Source organism: Streptococcus oralis subsp. tigurinus (genome assembly GCF_002093575.1).
GTDB classification, from domain to species: domain Bacteria; phylum Bacillota; class Bacilli; order Lactobacillales; family Streptococcaceae; genus Streptococcus; species Streptococcus oralis_CH.
This window is the reverse complement of record NZ_LNVH01000001.1, coordinates 1-21468: the sequence shown is the minus strand read 5'-3', so window position 1 is coordinate 21468 and position 21468 is coordinate 1. Positions and strand designations below refer to the sequence as shown.

The following is a 21468-nucleotide window of genomic DNA, read 5'->3' as shown; positions in this document are numbered from 1 at the left end:
ACTGGCGTCTTTTAACGTCTTGTGTTTTAGTTGGCGTTTCTACTCGCCAATACGGATTCTAAGATTGCCATCCGAACAAAGACACCATTGGTCATTTGTTGGACAATGCGTGATTTTGGCGCTTCAACCAAGTGGTCAGCAATTTCCACATCTCGATTCACTGGAGCAGGATGCATAATGATTGCTGTTTCTTTTAAGCGATTATAGCGTTCTTGGTTCAAACCGTGTTGAGCATGGTAGTCTTCTTTTGAAAAAACGGCTCCACTATCATGGCGTTCATGTTGAACTCGGAGTAACATCAAAACATCCACCTGATCAACAATCTCATCAATAGTTACAAACTGTCCATAGTCTGCAAACTCTTGACTTCTCCATTCCTCAGGCCCTGCAAAGAAAAGTTCAGCTCCCAAGCGTTTCAAAATCTGCATATTGGATTTGGCAACACGTGAATGATCCAAGTCGCCTGCAATAGCAACCTTAAGGCCCTCAAAGTGACCAAATTCCTCATAAATGGTCATCAAATCAAGCAAGCTCTGACTAGGATGTTGACCCGAGCCGTCTCCACCATTGATGATGGAAGTCGTAATGGTTGGACTTGCAATCAGTTCTTTATAATAATCGACCTCTGGGTGGCGAATCACACAGACATCCACTCCTAGAGCAGATAGGGTCAAGATGGTATCATACAATGTCTCACCCTTATTGACCGAACTGGTCTTCACATCAAAGTCAAGTCGCTCCAGCCCTAGTTTAATCTCTGCTACTTCAAAGGACTTATGCGTTCGTGTAGAATCCTCAAAGAAAAGATTGGAAACAATCGGGTGGTCTTCATAAGGAAGCTGGGCTCCGTTTTTAAACTCAATCCCTCGCTTAATCAATTTCATCACTTGATCGACAGTGAGGTCTTCCATGGACACCACATGGTTCAATGCTTGTTGATTTTCTGACATGGCTACTCCTTCAGCTTTCTACGCTTCTTCAGTAATCAGAACTCTGTCTTGGCCATCAAGTTCTGTCATCTCTACGATGATTTCTTCAGAACGACTGGTTGGGATATTTTTCCCAACGTAATCTGGACGGATAGGCAATTCTCTATGTCCACGATCGACTAGCACCGCAAGACTCACGCGCGCAGGACGACCATGACCAACAATATTATCGATAGCGGCACGGATGGTACGGCCTGTATAGAGTACATCATCGACCAAGATAACTTCACGGTCTGTCACATCAACAGAAATCAAAGAAGTATCTTCTCCGCTTTTAACATCATCACGGAAAGGCTTGGTGTCCAATTCCACAACAGGTACAGTGATGTTTTCCAACTGCTCCAAGCGTTCTTTGATACGATGAGCGATGAAAACACCACGCGTTTTTATCCCTGCTAGGATAATCTTATTCAAATCTTTATTGCGCTCAATAATCTCATAAGTAATTCGCGTAATCGCTCGTTTGACAGTCAATTCGTCTACAACTTCTTTTGTCTTCATGACAAACCTCCAAAAAGAAAAGTCTCCTTCTACAAGGAGACTTGAAATGTATAGCCAAGCGAGCCCTACTATAAACAGTATAGACTTCACCCTTCTACTTTATCGCGCTCCTTGCCTGCCTCACGGGACAGGTTTAAAGGATTATTTAGTTATCACTTAATATAGCACAAAGCACCCTTAAAATCAAGTAAAAACTTTTTCAGAGTCCCCTTAAACATTACTAAAATCATATAATTGGGGATAGTGATCGCATTCTGGATTTTTGGGATGACAGATAGCTCGTCCAAAGTAAATCATGGCCTGGTGGGCTGCTAACCACTCTTCTGGTGGCAAGACATCCATAACACGTTTCTCTACTTCAAGTGGCGTAGCCGATTTTTTTACGATATCGTGATGCTTACAGATACGCTCCACATGAGTATCCACTGCAAAAGCAGGAATCCCAAACCCCACACTCATGACGACATTTGCTGTTTTACGACCAACACCCGCTAGACTTTCTAATTCCTCTCGAGTCTGAGGCACTTGACCATCAAAATCGTCTAGTAACTGTTGGGCACATTTTTTAAGGAATTTAGCCTTATTTCGATACAGTCCCAGGCGAGAAATGTGTGAAGCAATTTCACTCTCTGTCGCTACAGACATGGCTTGTGGTGTCGGAAAGGCAGCGAAGAGACCTGGTGTGGCCTTATTTACCGCTGCATCTGTCGTCTGAGCTGACAACATCACTGCAACCAAGAGTTCAAAATGATTAGTAAAATCAAGACTAGGCTTGGCATCTGGAAAGAGGGCAATAATTTCCTCAATGACATGACGGGCACGTTTCTTGGATAAAACCATCTACTCGTCTCCATCAAATAGTCCTTGCAAGCCAGCAAATGGACTGTTTTCTTCTTTCTTGACTGCTTGTTGAGCTTGGTATTCTTCCTCTGTCATGATTTGCCAGTCATTTCCAGACACAAAACCTTGGCCCGCTTCTTCTTCTGACGTCAAGACTTTGATTGGGATATTGAGCAAGATATTATCTGCTACGCTCTCAGCAAGGTCGATTTCCCCATTTTCGATAGGCAAGACCAAGTCATCATCTAGAACTTCCTGGTCTAGTTGGTTGGTCGCTCCTTCCATGAAAACTTCTGTGACTGAATAAGATTCAGCCAACTCAACTGGCTCCATACTGCGGCTGGAAGCAAGGACAATGGTATATGACAACTGATAGTCCAAGAAATACAGACGGTCTTCGTACTGTACCTTCCCCACTGCAAGGATATCTTTGACATCTAAAATCTCTTGGTTCCGTTTGCGCAAGTCTGCTGCCAGGTCTAAAGCTTGTTCAAAATGCAGACCTTCAGGTTGCTTACGAATTTCTTGAATATTTAACTTCATATTTCCTCCATAAAGATGTACTCACTTGATTATACCATGAAAAGGCTATAAGTCAGCTTTCCAAACTTTGATATTGAAATCTCATTTTTTAACATATTTACTATGACAAAACTTCCTATTAGTGCTATACTACAGGCAAGAATACATCAGAGCAAGGAGGATGCTCATATGGAAGACAAAGCACTCATCACTGAAGCTTACCAACTCCTTTTCGAGTTAAATAAAAGCTACCAAAGTTGCAAACAAGGAACTGCCGATGATCTTCGACTGCAAGAGCTGCTGAACACCACTCTTAAGAAACTTAAAAAAGCAGAAAAGCTGGACAACAGTATCTTAATCGACCTTGAGAAATTTTACCAACGTACCAGTCTTCTGATTGGACTAGGGAGCCTAAAACTAAACGATCAAGCACGCACCGCTTGGCGCAACTATGACAAGTTCCATTACGAACATGTCAAACACGTACTGACTCTCTATGGACCTGTTTTTGGTTTTTAGAGCTTGAAATTACTTGTTTTCTATTGACAAAATATCCTTAAAGGTATAGGATAGAGGTACTAATACTCGGAGGTAAGGGAGACATGAAAAACTAAGTCTATCAAATAAAGAACTTTATTTAGTAGATCTTGTTTTTGTCTCTTTTTGCATGCTCTTTTTGTACTAGATTTTCTAGTACTTTATCCTCTTTGAAAATCCAAAAAACTAGAAAGCTAACCATCTGATCCTCTTATGTTGGATAGGGTTAGACGGACCTAGGTTGACAAGATTTTTGACATGGATAATGGCGTTCTTGACAGTGACTTTGGGCTCTACTAGATAAAGTAGAGCTTTTTGTTATGCACTATGGACATTCTAGAAAGGGCGACAATATGATAAAAATCAATCATCTAACCATCACTCAAAACAAAGATCTACGAGATCTTGTATCTGACCTAACCATGACTATCCAAGACGGAGAAAAGGTTGCTATTATTGGTGAAGAAGGAAATGGTAAATCGACTATACTACGAGCTTTAATGGGGGAAGCATTACCTGATTTCACTATCAAGGGCGACATCCAGTCTGACCTTCAATCACTGGCTTACATTCCTCAAAAACTAGCTGAGGACCTGAAAAAGAAAACTCTACATGACTACTTCTTTTTGGATTCTGCTGATTTAGACTACAGCATTCTTTATCGTTTGGCTGAGGAGTTGCACTTTGATAGTGATCGCTTCGCTAGTGACCAAGAAATTGGCAGTCTATCAGGGGGCGAAGCTTTGAAAATTCAGCTCATCCATGAGTTAGCAAAGCCTTTTGAGATTCTATTTTTAGATGAACCTTCAAATGACCTGGACCTTGAGACGGTTGATTGGCTAAAAGGTCAGATTCAAAAGATTAGGCAAACTGTTATTTTCATTTCCCATGATGAAGACTTTCTTTCTCATACGGCAGATACTATTGTCCACTTGCGACTGGTCAAGCATCGGAAAGAAGCGGAAACACTAGTAGAGCATTTAGACTACGATAGCTATAGTGACCAGAGGAAAGCTAGTTTTGCCAGACAAAGCCAGCAAGCTGCTAACGACCAACGAGCCCATGATAAAACCATGGAAAAACATCGTCGCGTTAAGCAGAATGTAGAAACTGCCTTGCGTAATACTAAAAACGATGTTGCTGGGCGCCTATTAGCTAAAAAAATGAAAAATATACTCTCTCAAGAAAAACGCTACGAAAAGGCAGCTCAGTCCATGACACAAAAGCCACTTGAAGAGGAACAAATCCAACTTTTCTTTTCAGATATCCAACCATTAGCGACTTCTAAAGTCTTAATCCAACTGGAAAAAGAAAATTTGTCCATTGGTCAGCGCGTTTTAGCTCAGGAGTTACGACTAACGGTCCGTGGTCAAGAAAAAATCGGTATTATAGGGCCTAATGGTGTTGGAAAATCTACTCTGTTAATCAAGTTACAGCAACTACTAGGTGATAAACGAGAGATTTCGCTTGGTTTTATGCCACAAGATTACCACAAAAAACTGCAATTAGATTTATCTCCAGTAGCCTATCTCGGCAAAACTGGGGAAAAAGAGGAACTACAGAAAATCCAATCCCACCTAGCCAGTCTCAATTTCAGCTATCCAGAGATGCAGCACCAAATCCGTTCCTTATCTGGTGGTCAACAAGGTAAACTCCTACTTTTGGAATTAGTCCTGCGCAAACCAAACTTTCTCATTCTGGATGAGCCTACAAGAAATTTTTCTCCCACTTCTCAACCCGAAATCAGAAAACTCTTTGCTTCCTATCCAGGCGGTCTGATCACTGTTTCGCATGATAGACGCTTCTTAAAAGAGGTCTGTACGAGTATCTATCGTTTGACAGAAAATGGTTTGGAAGTTGTTGATTTATAAGATTTTTAGATTTTAAACATAGCAAAAATCCAGAGACGACCTCTGGATTTTGTTTACATCTGTTTCAAGCGTTCGATTCGTTCTGAGATAGGTGGGTGGGTATAAAAGAGTTTTTGAAGTCCGCCACCTTTCTTAGGATCATTGATATAAAGAGCGCTACTAGCATCATCGACATGGTGATGCATCGGCTCGCTATTGTCTAACTTGCGCAAGGCATTAATCATCCCTTGAGGATTGCGAGTCAGCTCCACACTGGATGCATCCGCCAGAAATTCCCTCTGACGGGAAATGGCTAATTGCACCAAGGTTGCTGCGAGAGGTGCTAGAACAATGGCTAATAGAGAGATGATAAGCATGATAATCTCCAAACCATTTCCATCGCGATCATTATCACTCCGTCTGCGACCTGCGCCACCCCACCACATCATCCGTCCTGCCATACTAGACAGAAGGGTAATGGCACTGGCAAGGGCAACAGCAATGGTCGAAATACGGATATCGTAGTTTCGGATATGACTGACCTCATGCCCCATAACAGCTTCCAGTTCCTCGCGATTCATGATAGCTAGAAGGCCCGAAGTGGCCGCAACTGCTGCGTTCTGCGGATTCGAACCTGTTGCAAAGGCATTTAAAGATGAATCCTCAATGATGAAAACACGCGGCATAGGAATCTGAGCAACCATGGCCATATCTTCTACTACATGGTAGAGGTCTGGTGCCGTTTGCTCATCAACCTCACGCGCCCCATTCATAGACATGACAATCTCTGTCGATTGAAAGATCATGGTCAGAGCGTAGATAAGACCGATGATCAAGGCTATAATCATGCCGCCAAGACCTGAACGCATAAAGAGATAGCCAACCGCATAACCAACCAAGGCTAAGAGTAGGAAGAAAACCAGCAACAAAATCCACGTTTTTCGTTTATTGCTCGCAATTTGATCAAACAACATCTTAGTCACCTAATCCGCTAAAGTCAACTTTAGGAACTGCCTTTTCCTCTTCAGGTGTTTGAAGGAAGTCTGCAGCTTTAAATCCAAATAGTCCTGCGATGATGTTGCTTGGGAAACTTTCAAGTTTTACATTGTAGTTGCTGACAACACTGTTGTAGAGTTGGCGAGAGTAAGAAATTTTATTTTCTGTATTGGTCAACTCTTCTTGCAATTTGATAAAGTTAGCACTAGCTTTTAAGTCTGGGTAATTCTCTGCTACTGCAAAGATACCAGAAATCTGGCGGGTAAGGGCATCACTGGCCTTCATCGCTTCAGCTGGTGAAGTTGCTGCGACTACTTGTCTACGAAGTTCTGTCACCTTTTCCAAGGTAGAACCTTCATATTTGGCATAGCCTTTGACTGTTTCAATCAAGTTTGGGAGGAGATCATTACGACGCTTCAACTGAACATCTATCTGGCTCCAAGCCTCCTTGGTCTGCATACGATTTTTCACCAAACCGTTATAGCTAACAATCACAAAAATAACAATCAGAGCCAAAACTCCAAGAATAATCCAAGTCATAATCTTATTCCTTTCTGCTTTTAGATTACTACCAGTATATCAAAATTTTAATGAATATGGTAAAATAAGATGATACTAGAGAAGGAAACTACTATGAAACCAGAAACATTTTACAGCCTACTAGCTGAGCAAAATCTTCCACTTTCGGACCAGCAAAAGAACCAATTTGAACGGTATTTTGAACTCTTGGTCGAGTGGAATGAAAAGATTAACCTGACCGCTATTACAGATAAAGAGGAAGTTTATCTCAAACATTTTTATGATTCGATTGCACCCATCCTGCAAGGCTTGATTTCAAATGAAACTATCAAACTTCTTGATATCGGAGCTGGGGCAGGATTTCCTAGTCTGCCTATGAAAATTCTCTATCCACAGCTGGATGTGACCATCATTGATTCGCTCAATAAGCGCATTAACTTCCTTCAGCTTTTAGCTCAGGAGTTGGATTTGGATGGTGTTCACTTCTACCATGGACGGGCAGAAGACTTTGCCCAGGACAAGAACTTCCGTGCCCAGTTTGATGTGGTGACGGCTCGTGCGGTTGCCCGTATGCAGGTTTTGTCTGAGCTGACCATTCCCTATCTTAAAGTCGGCGGAAAACTATTGGCACTCAAGGCCAGCAATGCTCCTGAGGAATTGCTAGAAGCCAAGAATGCCCTTAACCTCCTCTTTAGTAAGGTAGAGGACAACCTCAGCTATGCCCTACCAAATGGAGATCCGCGCTACATCACTGTGGTCGAAAAGAAAAAGGAGACGCCTAACAAGTACCCAAGAAAGGCTGGCATGCCCAACAAACGCCCACTTTAAACAATGGTGCCCCCTTGTTTAAAATTCAGAAAACAATTTACAAAACGGACCTCGCTCTCACATTTCTGGGCTCGGGAAAAATTCGTTTACAAAACGGACCTCGCTCTCGCATTTCCGAGCTCGGGAAAAATTCGTTTACAAAACGAATTTTTTCTGCTATACTATCCTAAGCAAAGGTTTTTAATGTCATCCTGTGAGGTGACGAAGGCGCAGATTTATATAAATTTTTAAAAGATAGCTATTTTTTAAAAAGTCTTACTCTGAGGGCCTATTGCTGCAAAATAATGGGCTCTTTTTTGGTGCCCAAAAGTGAGGTTTTTATGAAACAGGAATCAACTGTTGACTTGTTACTAGACGTTGATCAACGTCCTTCTGCTGGTAAAGGTATTCTTCTAAGCTTCCAGCACGTATTTGCCATGTTTGGTGCAACCATTCTCGTTCCCTTAATTTTGGGAATGCCCGTATCGGTTGCTCTCTTTGCATCCGGTATTGGAACACTTATCTACATGATTTCTACTGGCTTTAAGGTTCCAGTTTACCTGGGTTCTTCATTCGCCTTTATCACGGCTATGTCTCTAGCCATGAAAGAAATGGGGGGCGATGTATCTGCCGCTCAAACTGGGGTCATCTTGACTGGTTTGGTCTATGTCCTTGTAGCAGCAAGTGTTCGTTTTGCAGGTACGAAATGGATTGACAAACTCTTGCCTCCAATCATTATCGGACCTATGATTATCGTTATCGGTCTTGGTCTTGCTGGTTCTGCTGTAACGAATGCTGGACTTGTAGCAGACGGAAACTGGAAAAACGCCCTTGTAGCCGTTGTTACGTTCTTGATTGCCGCCTTTATCAATACAAAAGGAAAAGGTTTCCTCCGTATCATTCCTTTCCTCTTTGCTATCATCGGTGGGTACATTTTCGCAATGCTTCTTGGTTTGGTTAACTTTACACCCGTTCTAGAAGCCAACTGGTTTGAAATTCCTGGTTTCTACTTACCATTTAATACGGGTGGTGCCTTTAAAGAGTACAACTTGTACTTCGGTCCTGAAACCATCGCCATCTTGCCAATCGCTATTGTAACCATTTCAGAACACATCGGAGATCACACAGTTTTGAGTCAAATCTGTGGCCGTCAATTCTTGAAAAATCCAGGACTTCACCGTACGCTTCTCGGTGACGGTATCGCGACATCTGTATCAGCCTTCCTCGGTGGACCAGCTAATACGACTTACGGAGAAAATACAGGGGTTATCGGGATGACTCGTATCGCTTCTGTCTCTGTTATCCGTAACGCGGCCTTCATCGCCATTGCTCTTAGCTTCCTTGGTAAATTTACTGCCTTGATTTCAACCATTCCAAATGCTGTGCTTGGTGGCATGTCCATCCTTCTCTACGGGGTTATCGCCAGCAATGGTTTGAAAGTTTTGATTAAGGAACGCGTTGACTTCAGCCAAATGCGTAACCTCATCATCGCAAGTGCCATGTTGGTACTTGGACTTGGTGGAGCCATCCTCAAACTTGGCCCAGTAACCCTTTCAGGTACTGCTCTATCAGCCATGACAGGAATTATCTTGAACTTGATTTTGCCACACGAAAATAAAGACTAATCATCTATACACAAAAAATCCACTCGATTGAGTGGATTTTTTAATTACTTACTCTTTATCTCCAGCAGTAAATCTTTCAATGAAATAATGGTCACGGCTAGTAAAATCATGGCCATACCGACAAAATCAATCGCATAAAAATGTTCCTTCATAATCAGAAAGGCAAAGAAAACGGCTGAAATTGGTTCTATGGAAGCCAATAAACTAGACTTAACAGGGCCTATCAGACTAGCTCCTTTTAGAAAAGCTGTATAGGCAAATACTGTTCCAATGATGATAATCCCAGCAAATGCAAAGAGAAAATCTAGGCTAGTCGGTATACTGACCTTTAAGACTCCTGTGAAGGGAAGAGCCACCACACCAGAAATAACCATCCCGACACCAATCACCGAAATACTGCCCCACTTCTTAATCAAAGCGATGGGAAGGATAATATAGAGGGCATAGGTTAGGGCAGAAAAGAGGCCCCAGAAAAGTCCAGCAGGTGTGACAGACAACTGGTCGACTTTCCCATGCGTCGCGATCAGAAAAGTTCCTCCTATAGCCAATCCAATCGAAATAATCTCAGCCAGTGTCGGAGCTACCTTATCTTTCATACAGGTATAAACCAAAATCCCAACGGGGCATACATACTGGAGAACTGTCGCCGTTCCAGCATTGGTTTCCTGAATGGCAGAAAGATAGGCAAACTGGTTTAAGAAAAGTCCAAAAACTGCAAATAGCAACAGAGATAGTAGACTTTTTCTGTCTTTTAAAAAAGCATAGAGTTTATCCTTTGAAGTCGCATAGGATAAGATTACTAGTGCCAAGCCTGCAATGATAAGTCGTAAATTGGTCAAGACTAGAGCGGAAGTCCCGTGTGCCATCAGGTATTGGCCACTGGTTCCAGACAAGCCCCAAGCAATCCCTGCCACTACTGTATACAGAGTTCCTTTTACGGTTTTTGACATGCTTCTCCCTACTCCTCTTGACGAATCATTTTCATCACTTGATTTCGGTCAACTATCCACTGGGCACGCTCATCCTTTTCATACGTTCGATTGGACAGAAAGATGGCAGCTTCCTGCTTCTCCCGATTCCACATAATAAAGGTACCTGTATAACCCGTATGGTCGAGCCAAGCTCCTTCCAGATTCCAGGCTAGGGAACGCTCCTTATCATCTAAAGGAGAGAAATTTCGGCTCAAATCTGCAGCAAAATCATCTTTCAAGTAATGTTCCAGAAAGATCTGCAAATCCTTAACAGTCGAAAACAAGCCAGCACTTCCAGCGTGTTTCCCTAATAGACGGGCTTTGGGATCGTGAATGATTCCGGCCTCCGCTCCTCTCACTGTTGGTACAGCAACCTCAACGGGACCAAACATCGTTTCCTTCATTCCCCATGGTTTCAAAACTTGTTCTTCTATAATCTGATCCAAGTCTTGGTCAAAGATTTTTTCCAAAAGAAAGCCCAAGAGTAAAAAATGAACGTCCGAGTATAGGAAGGCTGGCTGATTTCGTCTATTGAGGTGAAACATGGCTTCTCTCAATTCCTCAGCGCTTAACTGGTCTCTGTTAGGAATAAAGGGATCTAAGTCTGTAGCATGGGTCAGAAGTTGTCGTATGGTAATATCTGGATAATCACACTCTGGTAATAATTCTGTCACCGGTCGATTAATATCAAATTTGCCCTGCTGCCACAAGAAGGTAAAAACCGTCCCCACTCCCACAACTTTACTCACACTGGCCAGATCATAGACCAAACCGCTCTCTGTTTTCAAGCCCCTTTCTGGATCACTCAATCCTAGATAAGACTCTTTCCACTCACCATCCTTATAATACGCAAAAGAGGCCCCGGGATAAATCCCTGCCTCGATTTGATTTTCTATTTTTCTTAGAATTTTTTCCCACTTCATGCTTCTTCAAACCACAATTCAATGTTATTGGTATCTTTACCAAGGAAGAATTTTTCAGACTTAGGGACAAAGTAGCCTGTCTTTTCAAATTTCTGACGAAGACTGGTTCGATCAAAATTTCTTACTAAAAATTTCAACATCGTCACGTCCCAAGTGACATTGTTCTCAACAGCCAAATCTGGTCCTTGCCCTTTCGTAAAGGTGATTGCTGGCGCTACTCCTTCAGGATCAAGTAAACTCTCTGTTCCTTCAGGCAAACGCAACTCCATAGAAACCTCAAATTGGCTCAAGTATTTTATACCTGTATTTGAATAAAATTCAGGAACAGTTTCCAGTGGAATTAAATCTCTTATATCATTTTCTGCATGAACAAGGATCACATCCTCTTCAGGAGAAACAATCTCAAAAGCATATCCACGACTTCCTTTAAACAAGCGAGGAAGAGACTTCATTTGAGAAAGAAGGGTCTCGATTTCAGAAGGATCCTCAACCTTTATCAAGAGTCTAGCTAGCTTCTTAAGTCCTTCAACTCTACGAGTTCGCATGCTTGGAGCTTCTTCTAAAATCAATCTCTCCGTACCCGTCTGGTCGCCTAATGAAAGAAAGGCAGACTCTTCTAATAAGGGTTTCATCCCCAGAGTTTCAATGTAAAATATCTCATTTAATTTTCGATTATTAACTTTCAAAGTCGGAATGATCCGAACAATCTCATTCACATCCATAAATTCCTCCAACTATTTTATTTTAAAGGATTTTAGAATATTTTACAAGCCATATTTGTTTAAATTAGAAAATTTCCCAAGAAAAAAACTGGGGAAACCCAGTTTCGTTTCTTATAGGTAAAGTAGTTTGAATAGTGCTACTGCTGCAATACCCGCTGCAATTGGAGCTACAACTGGAACCCAAGCATACCACCATTTTGAATCACCCTTGTGTTGACCAAGAACTGATTTTGGAAGGAGTTCGTGAAGAAGACGTGGTCCAAAGTCACGAGCTGGGTTCAAACCAGGTCCAGTAGGTCCACCGAGTGAAGTTACCAAGGCCATTACTAGGAAACCAAGTCCTAAATGAGCTACTGAAAGACCTGCTGCTGTGTGTGGTGCTATTTGAGCTTTGATAGCTAATTCAGAGAAGTCAACTGTTTGATTAGCCTGCGTTGCCATTTGCTTCATGTATTGCATTACTTCTGCACCAAAAAAGTTTTTAGTCATTCCTAGGGCTGCAAAGAACAAAATAAACGAGCCGACAAACTCATTGATAAAACCATTTACACTTGCTGCGAAACGTGATTCTTTTGTACCGTGATCAACACTTGAAATCGTTGAGAAAGTACCCAAAATGTTATTAGAATTCTCTGTTTTCAAGTAGTAAGGACGGTGAGTTGCCACAACCATAGCTTGACCAAAAATCGCTCCTAAAACTTGCGCAAGGATATAATATGGTACTTGTTCCCAAGGGAAAAGTCCACTCACAGCAAGTCCAAGTGTGAAAGCTGGGTTGATGTGGTTACCAGATACATTACCGAACATCAAGGCTGGGATCATAACCCCCATACCGTAACCAACCGCGATAACGAGCCAGCCACTTTGGTGACCTTTCGTACCTTTAAGTTCAACGTTAGCAACTGCACCATTACCAAGAATGACCAAAATGGCAGTTCCCAAAAATTCAGTGGCATATTTAATAGCCCATGTAAAATCCATTTGATAGATTCTCCTTAATTTTTTTAGACAATCCTTATTCTATCAATTTTTAAACCTTTTAGCAACAGATTTTCTAAAAGAATCTATGGAAAACGCTTTATTTAACTTATCTTTAAGAAAAGGACAAAAGAAGTCAAACTCCCTTCATCCTTTTCGTTACTCTTGACGCTGACCAAAGTCTGCAATCATCTGCTCCATCTCTTGGCGACTCGGAGTGGTCAGCATATAAAGGTAGTCCCCTTGTAGTTCTGCAAAGGCTGCTGGCATCATTTTCTTGACCTTGAATTGCTGGCTGTACTTAGCAAGCAAGTCTTCTTCTGAATAGACATAATTTGCATTGGTACGACGTGATGTAGCTAAACAGTATTGTGGTTCAACCTCTGATGCTGGGAACTCTTCACCTGCGACAATAGCTGCATAACCTCGGTAGAGGTCCAAGGAGTGAGCAAAGTTATAAACATCAATGGTAAAGCCACCTGCAGGACGGTTATTGTACTCAATGGCAATGTAGTCATCCCCGTCACGGAAAAACTCGATATGGAAAAAGCGCTCTTTCATACTAAATTCCTTGACAATGGCCTCACCATACTTGCGCAGTTTTGGATCCATATCCTTAAGCACATAGTAGGAATTGTCCATCTTATAAATCATGAGATCAAGTGGTGTATGGGCATAATCGAAAGTCGTTGAAAAGACGATGTTGCCATCCTTGTCCACAAGTCCGTCAAAAGTACAGATTTCGCTAGAAGTAACAAATTTTTCAAAGAAATACACGGTTGAATGATCCCATTCAGCCTTAAAGTGATTTACATCTTCTTCTGTCTCAAGCTTAAAGGTTGCTGCTGCTCCCACTCCATTGTCAGGTTTAGCAATCATTGGTAGACCAATCGTCTCAACTGCTTGGTCCACGTCTGCTTCTGTCTGGATAACAGCTCCAGGTACCACAGGGACACCTGCTTTTTTGAAAAGTTTCTTCATCTCAGACTTATATTTCGTCTTTTTGAGATCCTCCGGTTTGGCTCCAAAGACATTGAATTGCTCTCTGAGTGTTGCGTCCAGTTCAAGCCAGTATTCATTGTGGGACTCGATGCGGTCGATTGGTCCATGCTTGTAGAAAAGAAAAGCTACTGCACGTTTGACTTCGTCTATGTTCTCAAGATTGTCCACACGAAAATACTCGGTCAGACTATTGCGCAAAGGTTCATCTAGTTGTTCGTAAGGCTCCTGACCAATTCCCAAAACTGTTATGCCTTTATTAGCTAACTCAATTGTAAACTGTTGAAAATTTTGTGGATAGTAGGGGGAGATAACAAGGTAATTCATAGGCAACTCCTTTTATAGATACAGGTGACCGAGGAAGTAGGGCATTTGTTTGCGCCACCATTCCCAGTCGTGGGCGACATCATATCCCCATTCAGCAAACCAGGCTGGAATTTGTTTCTGGTCAAAGGCTTCTTTAAGCTTGTAGAAAGATGGTAGACCGTCTTGTTCCCAAGCACCAAGTCCCGTACAGACGACGATTTCTGCCTGACGGTAACGATCGATAAACCATCCGTCATTCTGATTCCAGATATAGTCTACAGGCGAGTTTTGATAAATGGCATCGTCATTGTAGTAATCGCCGACAAAGAAACGTGCGTCGTAAACGCCGCTGAGAGCAATCACTTTGGTAAAGACATCTGGATGCTGGAGGAAGAAATTGAGTGCATGGTAGGCCCCCATGGAGCAACCAGTTGTCATCATACCGTCAAACCAACCTGTCTTGTGCTTGATAAAAGGAATAGCCTCCTCAATCACATAGCGTTCGTAAGCACGATGCATCTCCGCTTGGTCATGACTATTTTTCCAAGTAGCTAACCAGCTCTCACTATCCACACTGGATAGGGTAAAGAACTGAACACGGCCTTCCTCGATAAAGGAAGCACAGGCGTCAATCATGCCAAAATCATAGTATTCATTGTGACTACCACCAGATGAAGCAAAAACAACAACTGGAATCCCAGCATGCCCATAACGGTTGAGGTACATTTCACGGTTGAGGTGGCCACTCCAATGGCTGAGGTTTTCAATATGCATATTTTCTCCTTTCTTAACTTACCATTTCTCTGCAAAAAATCGGAGACAGTCTGGTAAATTTTCCGACCATGGAATCTCACTATGGATGGCGCCAGACTGAACTTTCAAGACAAGATTATCCAAGCCTACTCCACCTGCAATCAAATCACGGTAATAGCGAAGCGACGAGTCGATATAGGCTTGCTTGATATTACCAGCCATCAGAGTCTTGTCTGTATCATCTGCTTCTTCTGTTCCTACATAGATGAAAATGCGCTGTTCAGGCGATAATTTCTTGCGCTCGATATAGCGATTAAAAGCTTCTTGGTGAAGCCAGTTGGCAGATGAAAAAACACCTAGACAACCAATTCGATCTTGGTACTCTAGTCCGATAAACTGAGTAATATTGCCTCCTAGTGACGAACCAATCATAGCTGTATGCTGGCATTCAGCTTTGGTACGATAGGTTTCATCGATAAAAGGCTTGACCACCTCCATGACAAACTCGGCATACTCCACACCCTTACCGCCAAACTGCTGCCCTGGTATAGGAGATTCTTGAAACTTCCAAGCCGCATACTCATTCATCCGTCCCATACCGTCATTATCAATAGCAACAACAATCATGCGACTGATGTCTGGATTTCGCTTAATGGCTGGAATAATTTTCCAAGAGTGTCCGATATAAGACTCCTTGCTGTAAAAGACATTTTGCCCGTCATGAAAGTAAATAACAGGGTAAAAACGGTCTGTATCTTTCTCATAATCCTTTGGCAGGAGAACACGCACACGACGCTCCTTTCCTGTATAAGGTACCTTGAGTTTGTGTTCTTTCATTTTTAAGTAAAAGTAGGAATGATTCATTGTCAGAAAACTCTCTATATTCAAAATTTTATTTTATTATACCATAAAAATAGAAAAAAAGTCAGTAAATGTCCATTTTAAGGATAAATAACTAACTTTTTCATTTATTTTTCAGAATTCTTCTGGATTTTCTGATTAGAGGAGATTGTCAATCAAGTTATCAACTTCATCTTTTTTAGCTTGAGGTGTAATCTCAGTAATCATGATACCAGCCACTGCTCGCTCAACCAAGCCTTCAACATCCATGCGTTTTTCATACTGCTCTGCATTCTTAATCTTAGGATTGGTCTTAGGACGGTCAGGCGCAAAAATAGTACAGCAGTCTTCAAACGGCTGGATAGAAATTTCAAAAGTATCAATTTCCTGAGCGATGTCAATGATTTCCAATTTGTCCATAGTAACCACAGGGCGGATGATAGGGGTGTTGGTCACAGCGTTGATAGCCTGCATGCTCTCCAGGGTTTGGCTTGCCACCTGACCAAGACTTTCCCCATTGATGATAACCAAACCATTTCGTACCTCACGGATACGGTCGGTAATTCGCATCATAAAACGACGGGTCAAGGTCATGAGGTAGGCTTCTGGCGCCTTTGCCTTGATTTCCTCTTGAATCTCAGTGAAAGGCACTTCGATAAACTGGATATTACCACCAAATTTGGTCAATTTACGGGTCAAATCTTGGGCTTTTTTGAGAGCACCTGGACTAGTGTAAGGTGGGCTGGCAAAGTGAACGGCCTCAATATCTACTCCACGTTTAAGAGCTAGATAACCTGCTACAGGCGAGTCAATCCCCCCTGATAACATGAGCATCCCCTTACCAGAAGTACCCACAGGCAAGCCACCTGCCCCTCGAATGGTTTCATAAGAAATATAAGCTGCTTCTTCACGAATCTCCACCTGAAGATTAATATCTGGATTTTTCATCTGAGCTTGGATATTTGGAATAGCTTCGAATACAGCTCCACCAAGTGTTTGGTTGAGTTCACGACTGTCGAGTTCAAAGTTGTGGTCACTACGTTTACTAGAAATCTTAAAGGTCATGCCTTCCCTATAGATATCTTTCATAATCTCTTGGACAGAAGACTTCAGAACTTCTACAGATTTTTCAACCTTATATACTGGAGAAAAATTCTGAATCCCGAAGACTTGTTTGAGAGATTCTGCAACTGCTGTGTAGTCGGCTCCATTCAGGTAAGCGTGGGCACGGTCGCGGTCAGCAGTTACCTTAACTTGGGGATAGATGGACAAAACATCCGAAATATTATTGCGAAGTTTATTGATGAATCGCATACGGTTTTTACCTTTGGTTGACAACTCTCCGTAGCGAATCATAATTTCTGAATACTGCATGAATGCTCCTATCTTACTTTTCTAGTTTGATTGTAAATTAATTTTAGTTTGGTCAAAAACTGCTCAACCTGACTCATATCATTTTCAAGGTCTAGGCTAAGACGCACAGCTGACTGGGCCTTATCTTTGTCCACTCCCATGGCAATCAAGGTTCCCGCAGGTTTTCCAGCCTTGGATGAACAAGCAGAGGTTGTGGAGATGAAAATATCATAGTCTTCAAATGCGTGAACGATGACTTCACCACGAACACCCTTAATCCCAAAAGTCAAGATATGAGGGGCAAAGTCATCCTCATCTGAAAAGACAAAAATATATGGATAGTTCAGAAGGGCTTGACGAATGACTGATTTCATCTGTCCAGTCTTACTAACAAAGATATCTAACTTTTCCATAGACAAACGGAGGGCCTTGGCTGTCGCTGCAATCCCTGCCACATTTTCAGTTGTCGAACGATAGTCTCGCTCCTGACCACCACCAGTCAACAGAGGCGTAATTTTCTTACCAGACTTGATATAGACAAAGCCAACACCTCGAACACCATGAAATTTATGACTTGAGAAGGTCGCAAAATCTACACGATCTGTCAGATATTTTTCAGTCGGAATCTTAGCGAGTGCCTGAACTGCATCAACGTGGAAGGAAATAGTTGGCTTATCTGCCAAGAGTTCTGAAATAGCCTCAATGGGCTGGATAGAGCCGATTTCATTGTTAACTGCCATGATGGAGACGAGGGTCGTATCAGGTCGTATCAAAGCTCCTAGAGCCTCAACATCCACAAACCCTCTGCTATCAACTGGAGCAAAATCCACATCAAAACCTTGACCTTTCAGCCAGAGGGCTGATTCCTTGACTGCTGGATGTTCAATGGCTGATACGATGATATGCTTGCCAAACTGGGCTTTTTCAAAGGCCACACCTTTGATGACCCAGTTATCCCCTTCTGTTCCTCCAGAAGTAAAGAAGATTTCATCACTCTTCTTGCCAATCAAATCTGCAATTTGCTGCCGGGAAGCATCTAAAATTCGTGTTGCCTGATCTCCCAAACGATGGAGACTGGATGGATTTCCTACAATTTTCGAAGCGACCTGCGTATAAGTTTCAAGTGCTTCAGGATAAGGCCTGGTCGTTGCTGAATTATCAAAGTAGATCATGTTTTCTCACGCTTTCTAAAATCATTTCTTCTATTGTATCATGAAACGAAGCTTGCGACAAGAAAGGGCAAGCCCTCTTTTTTTAAGATTTTTTTAAAGAAATGAGGTATAATAAATCATAATTAAAGGAGAGTAACATGTCTAACTATCATAGAACTTCAAAACCAAAAACAGAACACATCAAAAAGGGATTTACTGTCTTTCAAAAAACGATTGCTACCATCGGTAGTATCCTTGGTCTAATCACCGCTACTATTACCATCATGAACGCTATGGATAATAACAAAAACAACAAAAAAGAACCAACGACAACTCAAACAACTGTTGTCAAGGAGATTCAAAAGGAATCCCCTCAGGAAAATACTACACCTAACAAGGACAACACTTCTATTAAAGAAAATACCTCGCAGGAAGAAACTCCTCAATCCAATAAAAAGGAAGAGCAAAAAGAAGAGAAGAAAACAACAACTCAGGATTCTTCTACACCTTCCTCAACAAAAGAAACAACTGATAGTGGAAACTCGTCCAAAACGACTAGTTCCGAAAACAAAAGCAATCAATAACTACTAAAATAGCTTCCTTCCAGCTTTGGAAAGAAGCTATTTTTTATTGTTGCAATACTTTTCGCGGTTTGGTTCCTTCAGCTGGACCGATAACACCTGCCATTTCAAGTTCTTCCATAAGGCGGGTTGCACGGTTAAATCCAACAGACAAACGACGCTGAATCATCGAAGCACTGGCTTTCTGCGTCTCGATAACCAGAGCCTTGGCTTCTTCAAATAGCGGATCCCCGCCAGCTTCACCATCTGAAAATTCTCCTTCATTTTCAGAAACCTCACCTGGGTCAAAACTCTCATCATAGTCCGCATCCGCCTGAACCTTGATGAAGTTTACGATGCGTTCAACATCATCATCCGAGATAAAGGATCCTTGCAGACGGACTGGGTGATTTTCATCGATTGGTTTAAAGAGCATGTCTCCTCGACCAAGCAGTTTTTCTGCTCCATTCTCATCCAAGATGGTTCGTGAATCTGTGCCTGATGAAACTGCAAAAGCCACACGAGATGGGACATTGGCCTTGATGAGACCAGAAATGACATCAACTGATGGACGTTGCGTTGCGAGAATCATGTGAATCCCTGCAGCACGCGCCTTCTGTCCGAGACGAATGATGGCGTCTTCTACTTCCTTGCTAGCCACCATCATGAGGTCAGCCAACTCATCCACAATGACAACAATCAAAGGCAGGGGTACTTGTTTGTACTCAGACTGGCCATTGAATTCCTCGACCTTGGCATTGTAACCAGCGATATTTCGCACACCAACCTTAGCAAAGAGTTCATAACGGTTTTCCATCTCATCCACAACCTTTTGCAGAGCCTTGCTGGCCTTGCGTGGATTAGTCACAACTGGAATCAGGAGGTGAGGAATGTCATTGTAAACCGATAACTCAACCATCTTTGGATCCACCATCATAAACTTGACCTGGTCTGGTCTTGCTTTCATGAGAATGCTGGCTATAATACCGTTAACTGCGACTGACTTCCCTGATCCCGTCGAACCTGCAACGAGTAGGTGGGGCATCTTGGAAAGGTCAAAGGTTCGAGCAGTTCCATTGACCGCCTTACCTAGAGGGATTTCGAGGAGATTTTCTGGCTTAGTCTGAGACTGTTCCCAGAGTTCACGGAAGGAGACGGTCGCAATCTCAGAGTTGGGTACTTCAATTCCGACTAAGGATTTACCAGGTATTGGAGCCTCGATCCGAACATCCTTGGCCGCCAGAGCAAGCGCTAAGTCGTCTGCTAGATTGGAAATGCGGTTAACCCGTACGCCGACTGCTGGTTTGACTTCATACTTGGTCACTGATGGTCCGATTTCAGCCCGTTCAACCGTCACCTTGATACCAAAGCTGGCAAAAGTTTCTTCTAAGATTTTGATATTTTCTCGAACAATCTTCTTTTCCTTGGACTGATCTTTGGGTTTATCTGGCGCGAAGAGTTGCAAGCTTGGTAGCTTGTATTCAAGGGCTTCCTTAGCAGAAAAATCAACCTGCACCTCTTCATCCTCAAAATCTTCTTTCTCGTCTGGAACTTCAACGTCAGCTTGAGGGAGGATAATCTCGGGTTCACTCCATTCTTTTTCAGGAATTGGTGGAAGATCATAGTCTGGAACTTCTGGTAAGATTTCTCCAGTTTCAGGATCTACAGGAGGAAGCGGTAGTACATCCTGTTCTTCTTGTTCTCTCTTGATTCTAGCTGCTTCTTCAGCTTCTTGACGAGCCTTCTCTTCTTCTCTCTTGATGAAGCGTTCCTGTTTTCTCTGTTCCTGTTTTTCCATGAAGGATCTGAACTGGGCTCCAATAAAGGCTTCAACATCATAAATAGACCAAGGACTGACCAAAAGAGCCCCAACTAGAATCAAAAGAACTCCAATAAAGTACGATCCGATATTGGAGAAAAGAAAGGCTATAGGGATATAAAGTCCAACACCAAGCAAGCCTCCACCAGCGAAGCTAGTCACCCGCATACCAGTCAGATCCGTCATAACTTGAGCCAAGGTCCCTTTTAGAACTGACTGCTCCAAACCAAACTTCCAGACAAGATAGGCCTCAAAAATCAAGAGCAAGCCAGCGAAGATACAGAGAAATCCTGACAGAAGCCCCTCTTGCTTGCGTATCCATTTAAAAAGAAAAAGATAGAGGAGGAGACCACCTATAGCCACATAAGCTAAACTTCCGACTAACAGTCGAATGAGATTATAAAGGGTGACACCCGCAGCACCAAGCTTGAGGGCTGCAATAATCAACAATAAGGCAATTCCTAAGGAAATCAACATCCTCTGGATAGCCTGTTTTCTTTCGAGTTCTGCTTTAGACGGTCTCCGTCTTGTTTTACTTGTATTTTTGTTTGCCATTCTTTTATTATACCATATTTCACAGCCATTTCGAAAAAGGTCCATATTCTACTTGGATACTTCAGTATTAAGAGATTAAAATAAAATTTTCTTATCCATGGTTTCCCTCCTTAAGCAATTTCAGAACATCTTTTGGCTAGCTTTCACAATCTACCTGACTGTTCATCAGAAAAAGAAGATATGCAAAATTTTGAAATTTTGATATAATAGAACTATCAAAAAGTAAAGGAATTGATTGATATGAACGCAATCACAGCTCACAGCTCACAGCTCACAGCTCACAGCTCACAGCTCACAGCTCACAGCTCACAGCTCACAGCTCACAGCTCACAGCTCACAGCTCACAGCTCAC

21 protein-coding genes are annotated in these 21468 nt (G+C 42.3%); 5 read left to right on the top strand and 16 right to left on the bottom strand.

What is annotated here, in order from left to right:
* Positions 1-26 precede the first annotated feature (26 nt).
* The 4 genes from ATE37_RS00105 to ATE37_RS00090 form a co-directional block, all read right to left on the bottom strand.
* Entirely contained in the window at positions 27-950 is a 924-nt protein-coding gene (locus ATE37_RS00105) for an aspartate carbamoyltransferase catalytic subunit (RefSeq protein ID WP_001293827.1), read from the bottom strand.
* Between the two features lie 18 nt (positions 951-968).
* Entirely contained in the window at positions 969-1490 is a 522-nt protein-coding gene (pyrR, locus tag ATE37_RS00100; protein ID WP_000850018.1) for a bifunctional pyr operon transcriptional regulator/uracil phosphoribosyltransferase PyrR, read from the bottom strand.
* A 210-nt stretch (positions 1491-1700) separates the two neighbouring features.
* Positions 1701-2330 carry an endonuclease III gene (nth, locus tag ATE37_RS00095; RefSeq protein WP_000244437.1) on the bottom strand — a complete coding sequence of 210 codons (630 nt, stop codon included), beginning with the start codon at positions 2328-2330 and terminating at the stop codon, positions 1701-1703.
* Positions 2331-2873: a YceD family protein gene (locus tag ATE37_RS00090; RefSeq protein WP_084867025.1), complete on the bottom strand. Its 543-nt coding sequence runs from the start codon at positions 2871-2873 to the stop codon at positions 2331-2333.
* 168 nt (positions 2874-3041) lie between these two features.
* Between ATE37_RS00090 and ATE37_RS00085 the strand changes: the two genes are divergently transcribed.
* Together ATE37_RS00085 and ATE37_RS00080 are read left to right on the top strand one after the other, a co-directional pair.
* A complete protein-coding gene (locus tag ATE37_RS00085; protein ID WP_084851689.1) occupies positions 3042-3371 on the top strand; it encodes a helicase BlpT in 330 nt (109 codons plus the stop codon).
* A 338-nt stretch (positions 3372-3709) separates the two neighbouring features.
* Entirely contained in the window at positions 3710-5260 is a 1551-nt protein-coding gene (locus ATE37_RS00080; protein WP_084867024.1) for an ATP-binding cassette domain-containing protein, read from the top strand.
* A 53-nt stretch (positions 5261-5313) separates the two neighbouring features.
* Here the strand turns inward: ATE37_RS00080 and htpX are convergent, their stop codons facing one another.
* Together htpX and ATE37_RS00070 are read right to left on the bottom strand one after the other, a co-directional pair.
* Complete coding sequence (htpX, locus tag ATE37_RS00075; protein WP_084867022.1) at positions 5314-6213, bottom strand: zinc metalloprotease HtpX; 900 nt, start codon at positions 6211-6213, stop codon at positions 5314-5316.
* Between the two features lies 1 nt (position 6214).
* On the bottom strand, positions 6215-6775 hold the full coding sequence (locus ATE37_RS00070) for a LemA family protein (RefSeq protein ID WP_084867021.1): 561 nt from the start codon (positions 6773-6775) through the stop codon (positions 6215-6217).
* Positions 6776-6868: 93 nt separating this feature from the next.
* Between ATE37_RS00070 and rsmG the strand changes: the two genes are divergently transcribed.
* Together rsmG and ATE37_RS00060 are read left to right on the top strand one after the other, a co-directional pair.
* Positions 6869-7582 carry a 16S rRNA (guanine(527)-N(7))-methyltransferase RsmG gene (rsmG, locus tag ATE37_RS00065; RefSeq protein WP_000801953.1) on the top strand — a complete coding sequence of 238 codons (714 nt, stop codon included), beginning with the start codon at positions 6869-6871 and terminating at the stop codon, positions 7580-7582.
* A gap of 320 nt (positions 7583-7902) precedes the next feature.
* Positions 7903-9186: a uracil-xanthine permease family protein gene (locus ATE37_RS00060; protein ID WP_180382739.1), complete on the top strand. Its 1284-nt coding sequence runs from the start codon at positions 7903-7905 to the stop codon at positions 9184-9186.
* Positions 9187-9230: 44 nt separating this feature from the next.
* Here ATE37_RS00060 and ATE37_RS00055 read toward each other — a convergent pair whose 3' ends face one another.
* The 9 genes from ATE37_RS00055 to ATE37_RS00015 all read right to left on the bottom strand — a co-directional run bounded on the left by ATE37_RS00055 (position 9231) and on the right by ATE37_RS00015 (position 18203).
* Positions 9231-10136 (bottom strand): DMT family transporter, encoded by a 906-nt coding sequence (locus tag ATE37_RS00055; protein WP_084867018.1) that lies wholly within the window; start codon positions 10134-10136, stop codon positions 9231-9233.
* 8 nt (positions 10137-10144) lie between these two features.
* Positions 10145-11080 carry a serine hydrolase domain-containing protein gene (locus tag ATE37_RS00050; RefSeq protein ID WP_084867016.1) on the bottom strand — a complete coding sequence of 312 codons (936 nt, stop codon included), beginning with the start codon at positions 11078-11080 and terminating at the stop codon, positions 10145-10147.
* Positions 11077-11802 carry a CppA N-terminal domain-containing protein gene (locus ATE37_RS00045; protein ID WP_084867015.1) on the bottom strand — a complete coding sequence of 242 codons (726 nt, stop codon included), beginning with the start codon at positions 11800-11802 and terminating at the stop codon, positions 11077-11079. The genes ATE37_RS00050 and ATE37_RS00045 overlap by 4 nt, the downstream gene beginning before the upstream one ends.
* A gap of 111 nt (positions 11803-11913) precedes the next feature.
* Positions 11914-12783, bottom strand: a complete 870-nt coding sequence (gene gla, locus ATE37_RS00040) for an aquaglyceroporin Gla (RefSeq protein WP_084867013.1) — start codon at positions 12781-12783, stop codon at positions 11914-11916.
* Positions 12784-12939: 156 nt separating this feature from the next.
* Entirely contained in the window at positions 12940-14106 is a 1167-nt protein-coding gene (locus tag ATE37_RS00035; RefSeq protein WP_084867012.1) for an ATP-grasp domain-containing protein, read from the bottom strand.
* 12 nt (positions 14107-14118) lie between these two features.
* Positions 14119-14859: an esterase family protein gene (locus ATE37_RS00030; RefSeq protein WP_084867010.1), complete on the bottom strand. Its 741-nt coding sequence runs from the start codon at positions 14857-14859 to the stop codon at positions 14119-14121.
* Positions 14860-14877: 18 nt separating this feature from the next.
* Positions 14878-15702 carry an alpha/beta hydrolase gene (locus tag ATE37_RS00025; protein WP_084867008.1) on the bottom strand — a complete coding sequence of 275 codons (825 nt, stop codon included), beginning with the start codon at positions 15700-15702 and terminating at the stop codon, positions 14878-14880.
* Positions 15703-15837: 135 nt separating this feature from the next.
* On the bottom strand, positions 15838-17052 hold the full coding sequence (gene thiI, locus ATE37_RS00020; protein ID WP_084867007.1) for a tRNA uracil 4-sulfurtransferase ThiI: 1215 nt from the start codon (positions 17050-17052) through the stop codon (positions 15838-15840).
* 8 nt (positions 17053-17060) lie between these two features.
* Complete coding sequence (locus tag ATE37_RS00015; protein ID WP_084867005.1) at positions 17061-18203, bottom strand: cysteine desulfurase family protein; 1143 nt, start codon at positions 18201-18203, stop codon at positions 17061-17063.
* 137 nt (positions 18204-18340) lie between these two features.
* Between ATE37_RS00015 and ATE37_RS00010 the strand changes: the two genes are divergently transcribed.
* Positions 18341-18766 (top strand): DUF6556 family protein, encoded by a 426-nt coding sequence (locus ATE37_RS00010; RefSeq protein ID WP_084867003.1) that lies wholly within the window; start codon positions 18341-18343, stop codon positions 18764-18766.
* Positions 18767-18809: 43 nt separating this feature from the next.
* Here the strand turns inward: ATE37_RS00010 and ATE37_RS00005 are convergent, their stop codons facing one another.
* The gene (locus tag ATE37_RS00005) at positions 18810-21116 is read right to left on the bottom strand and encodes a DNA translocase FtsK (protein WP_084867002.1); all 2307 of its coding nucleotides are present in this window, start codon (positions 21114-21116) and stop codon (positions 18810-18812) included.
* Between the last annotated feature and the right edge of the window lie 352 nt (positions 21117-21468).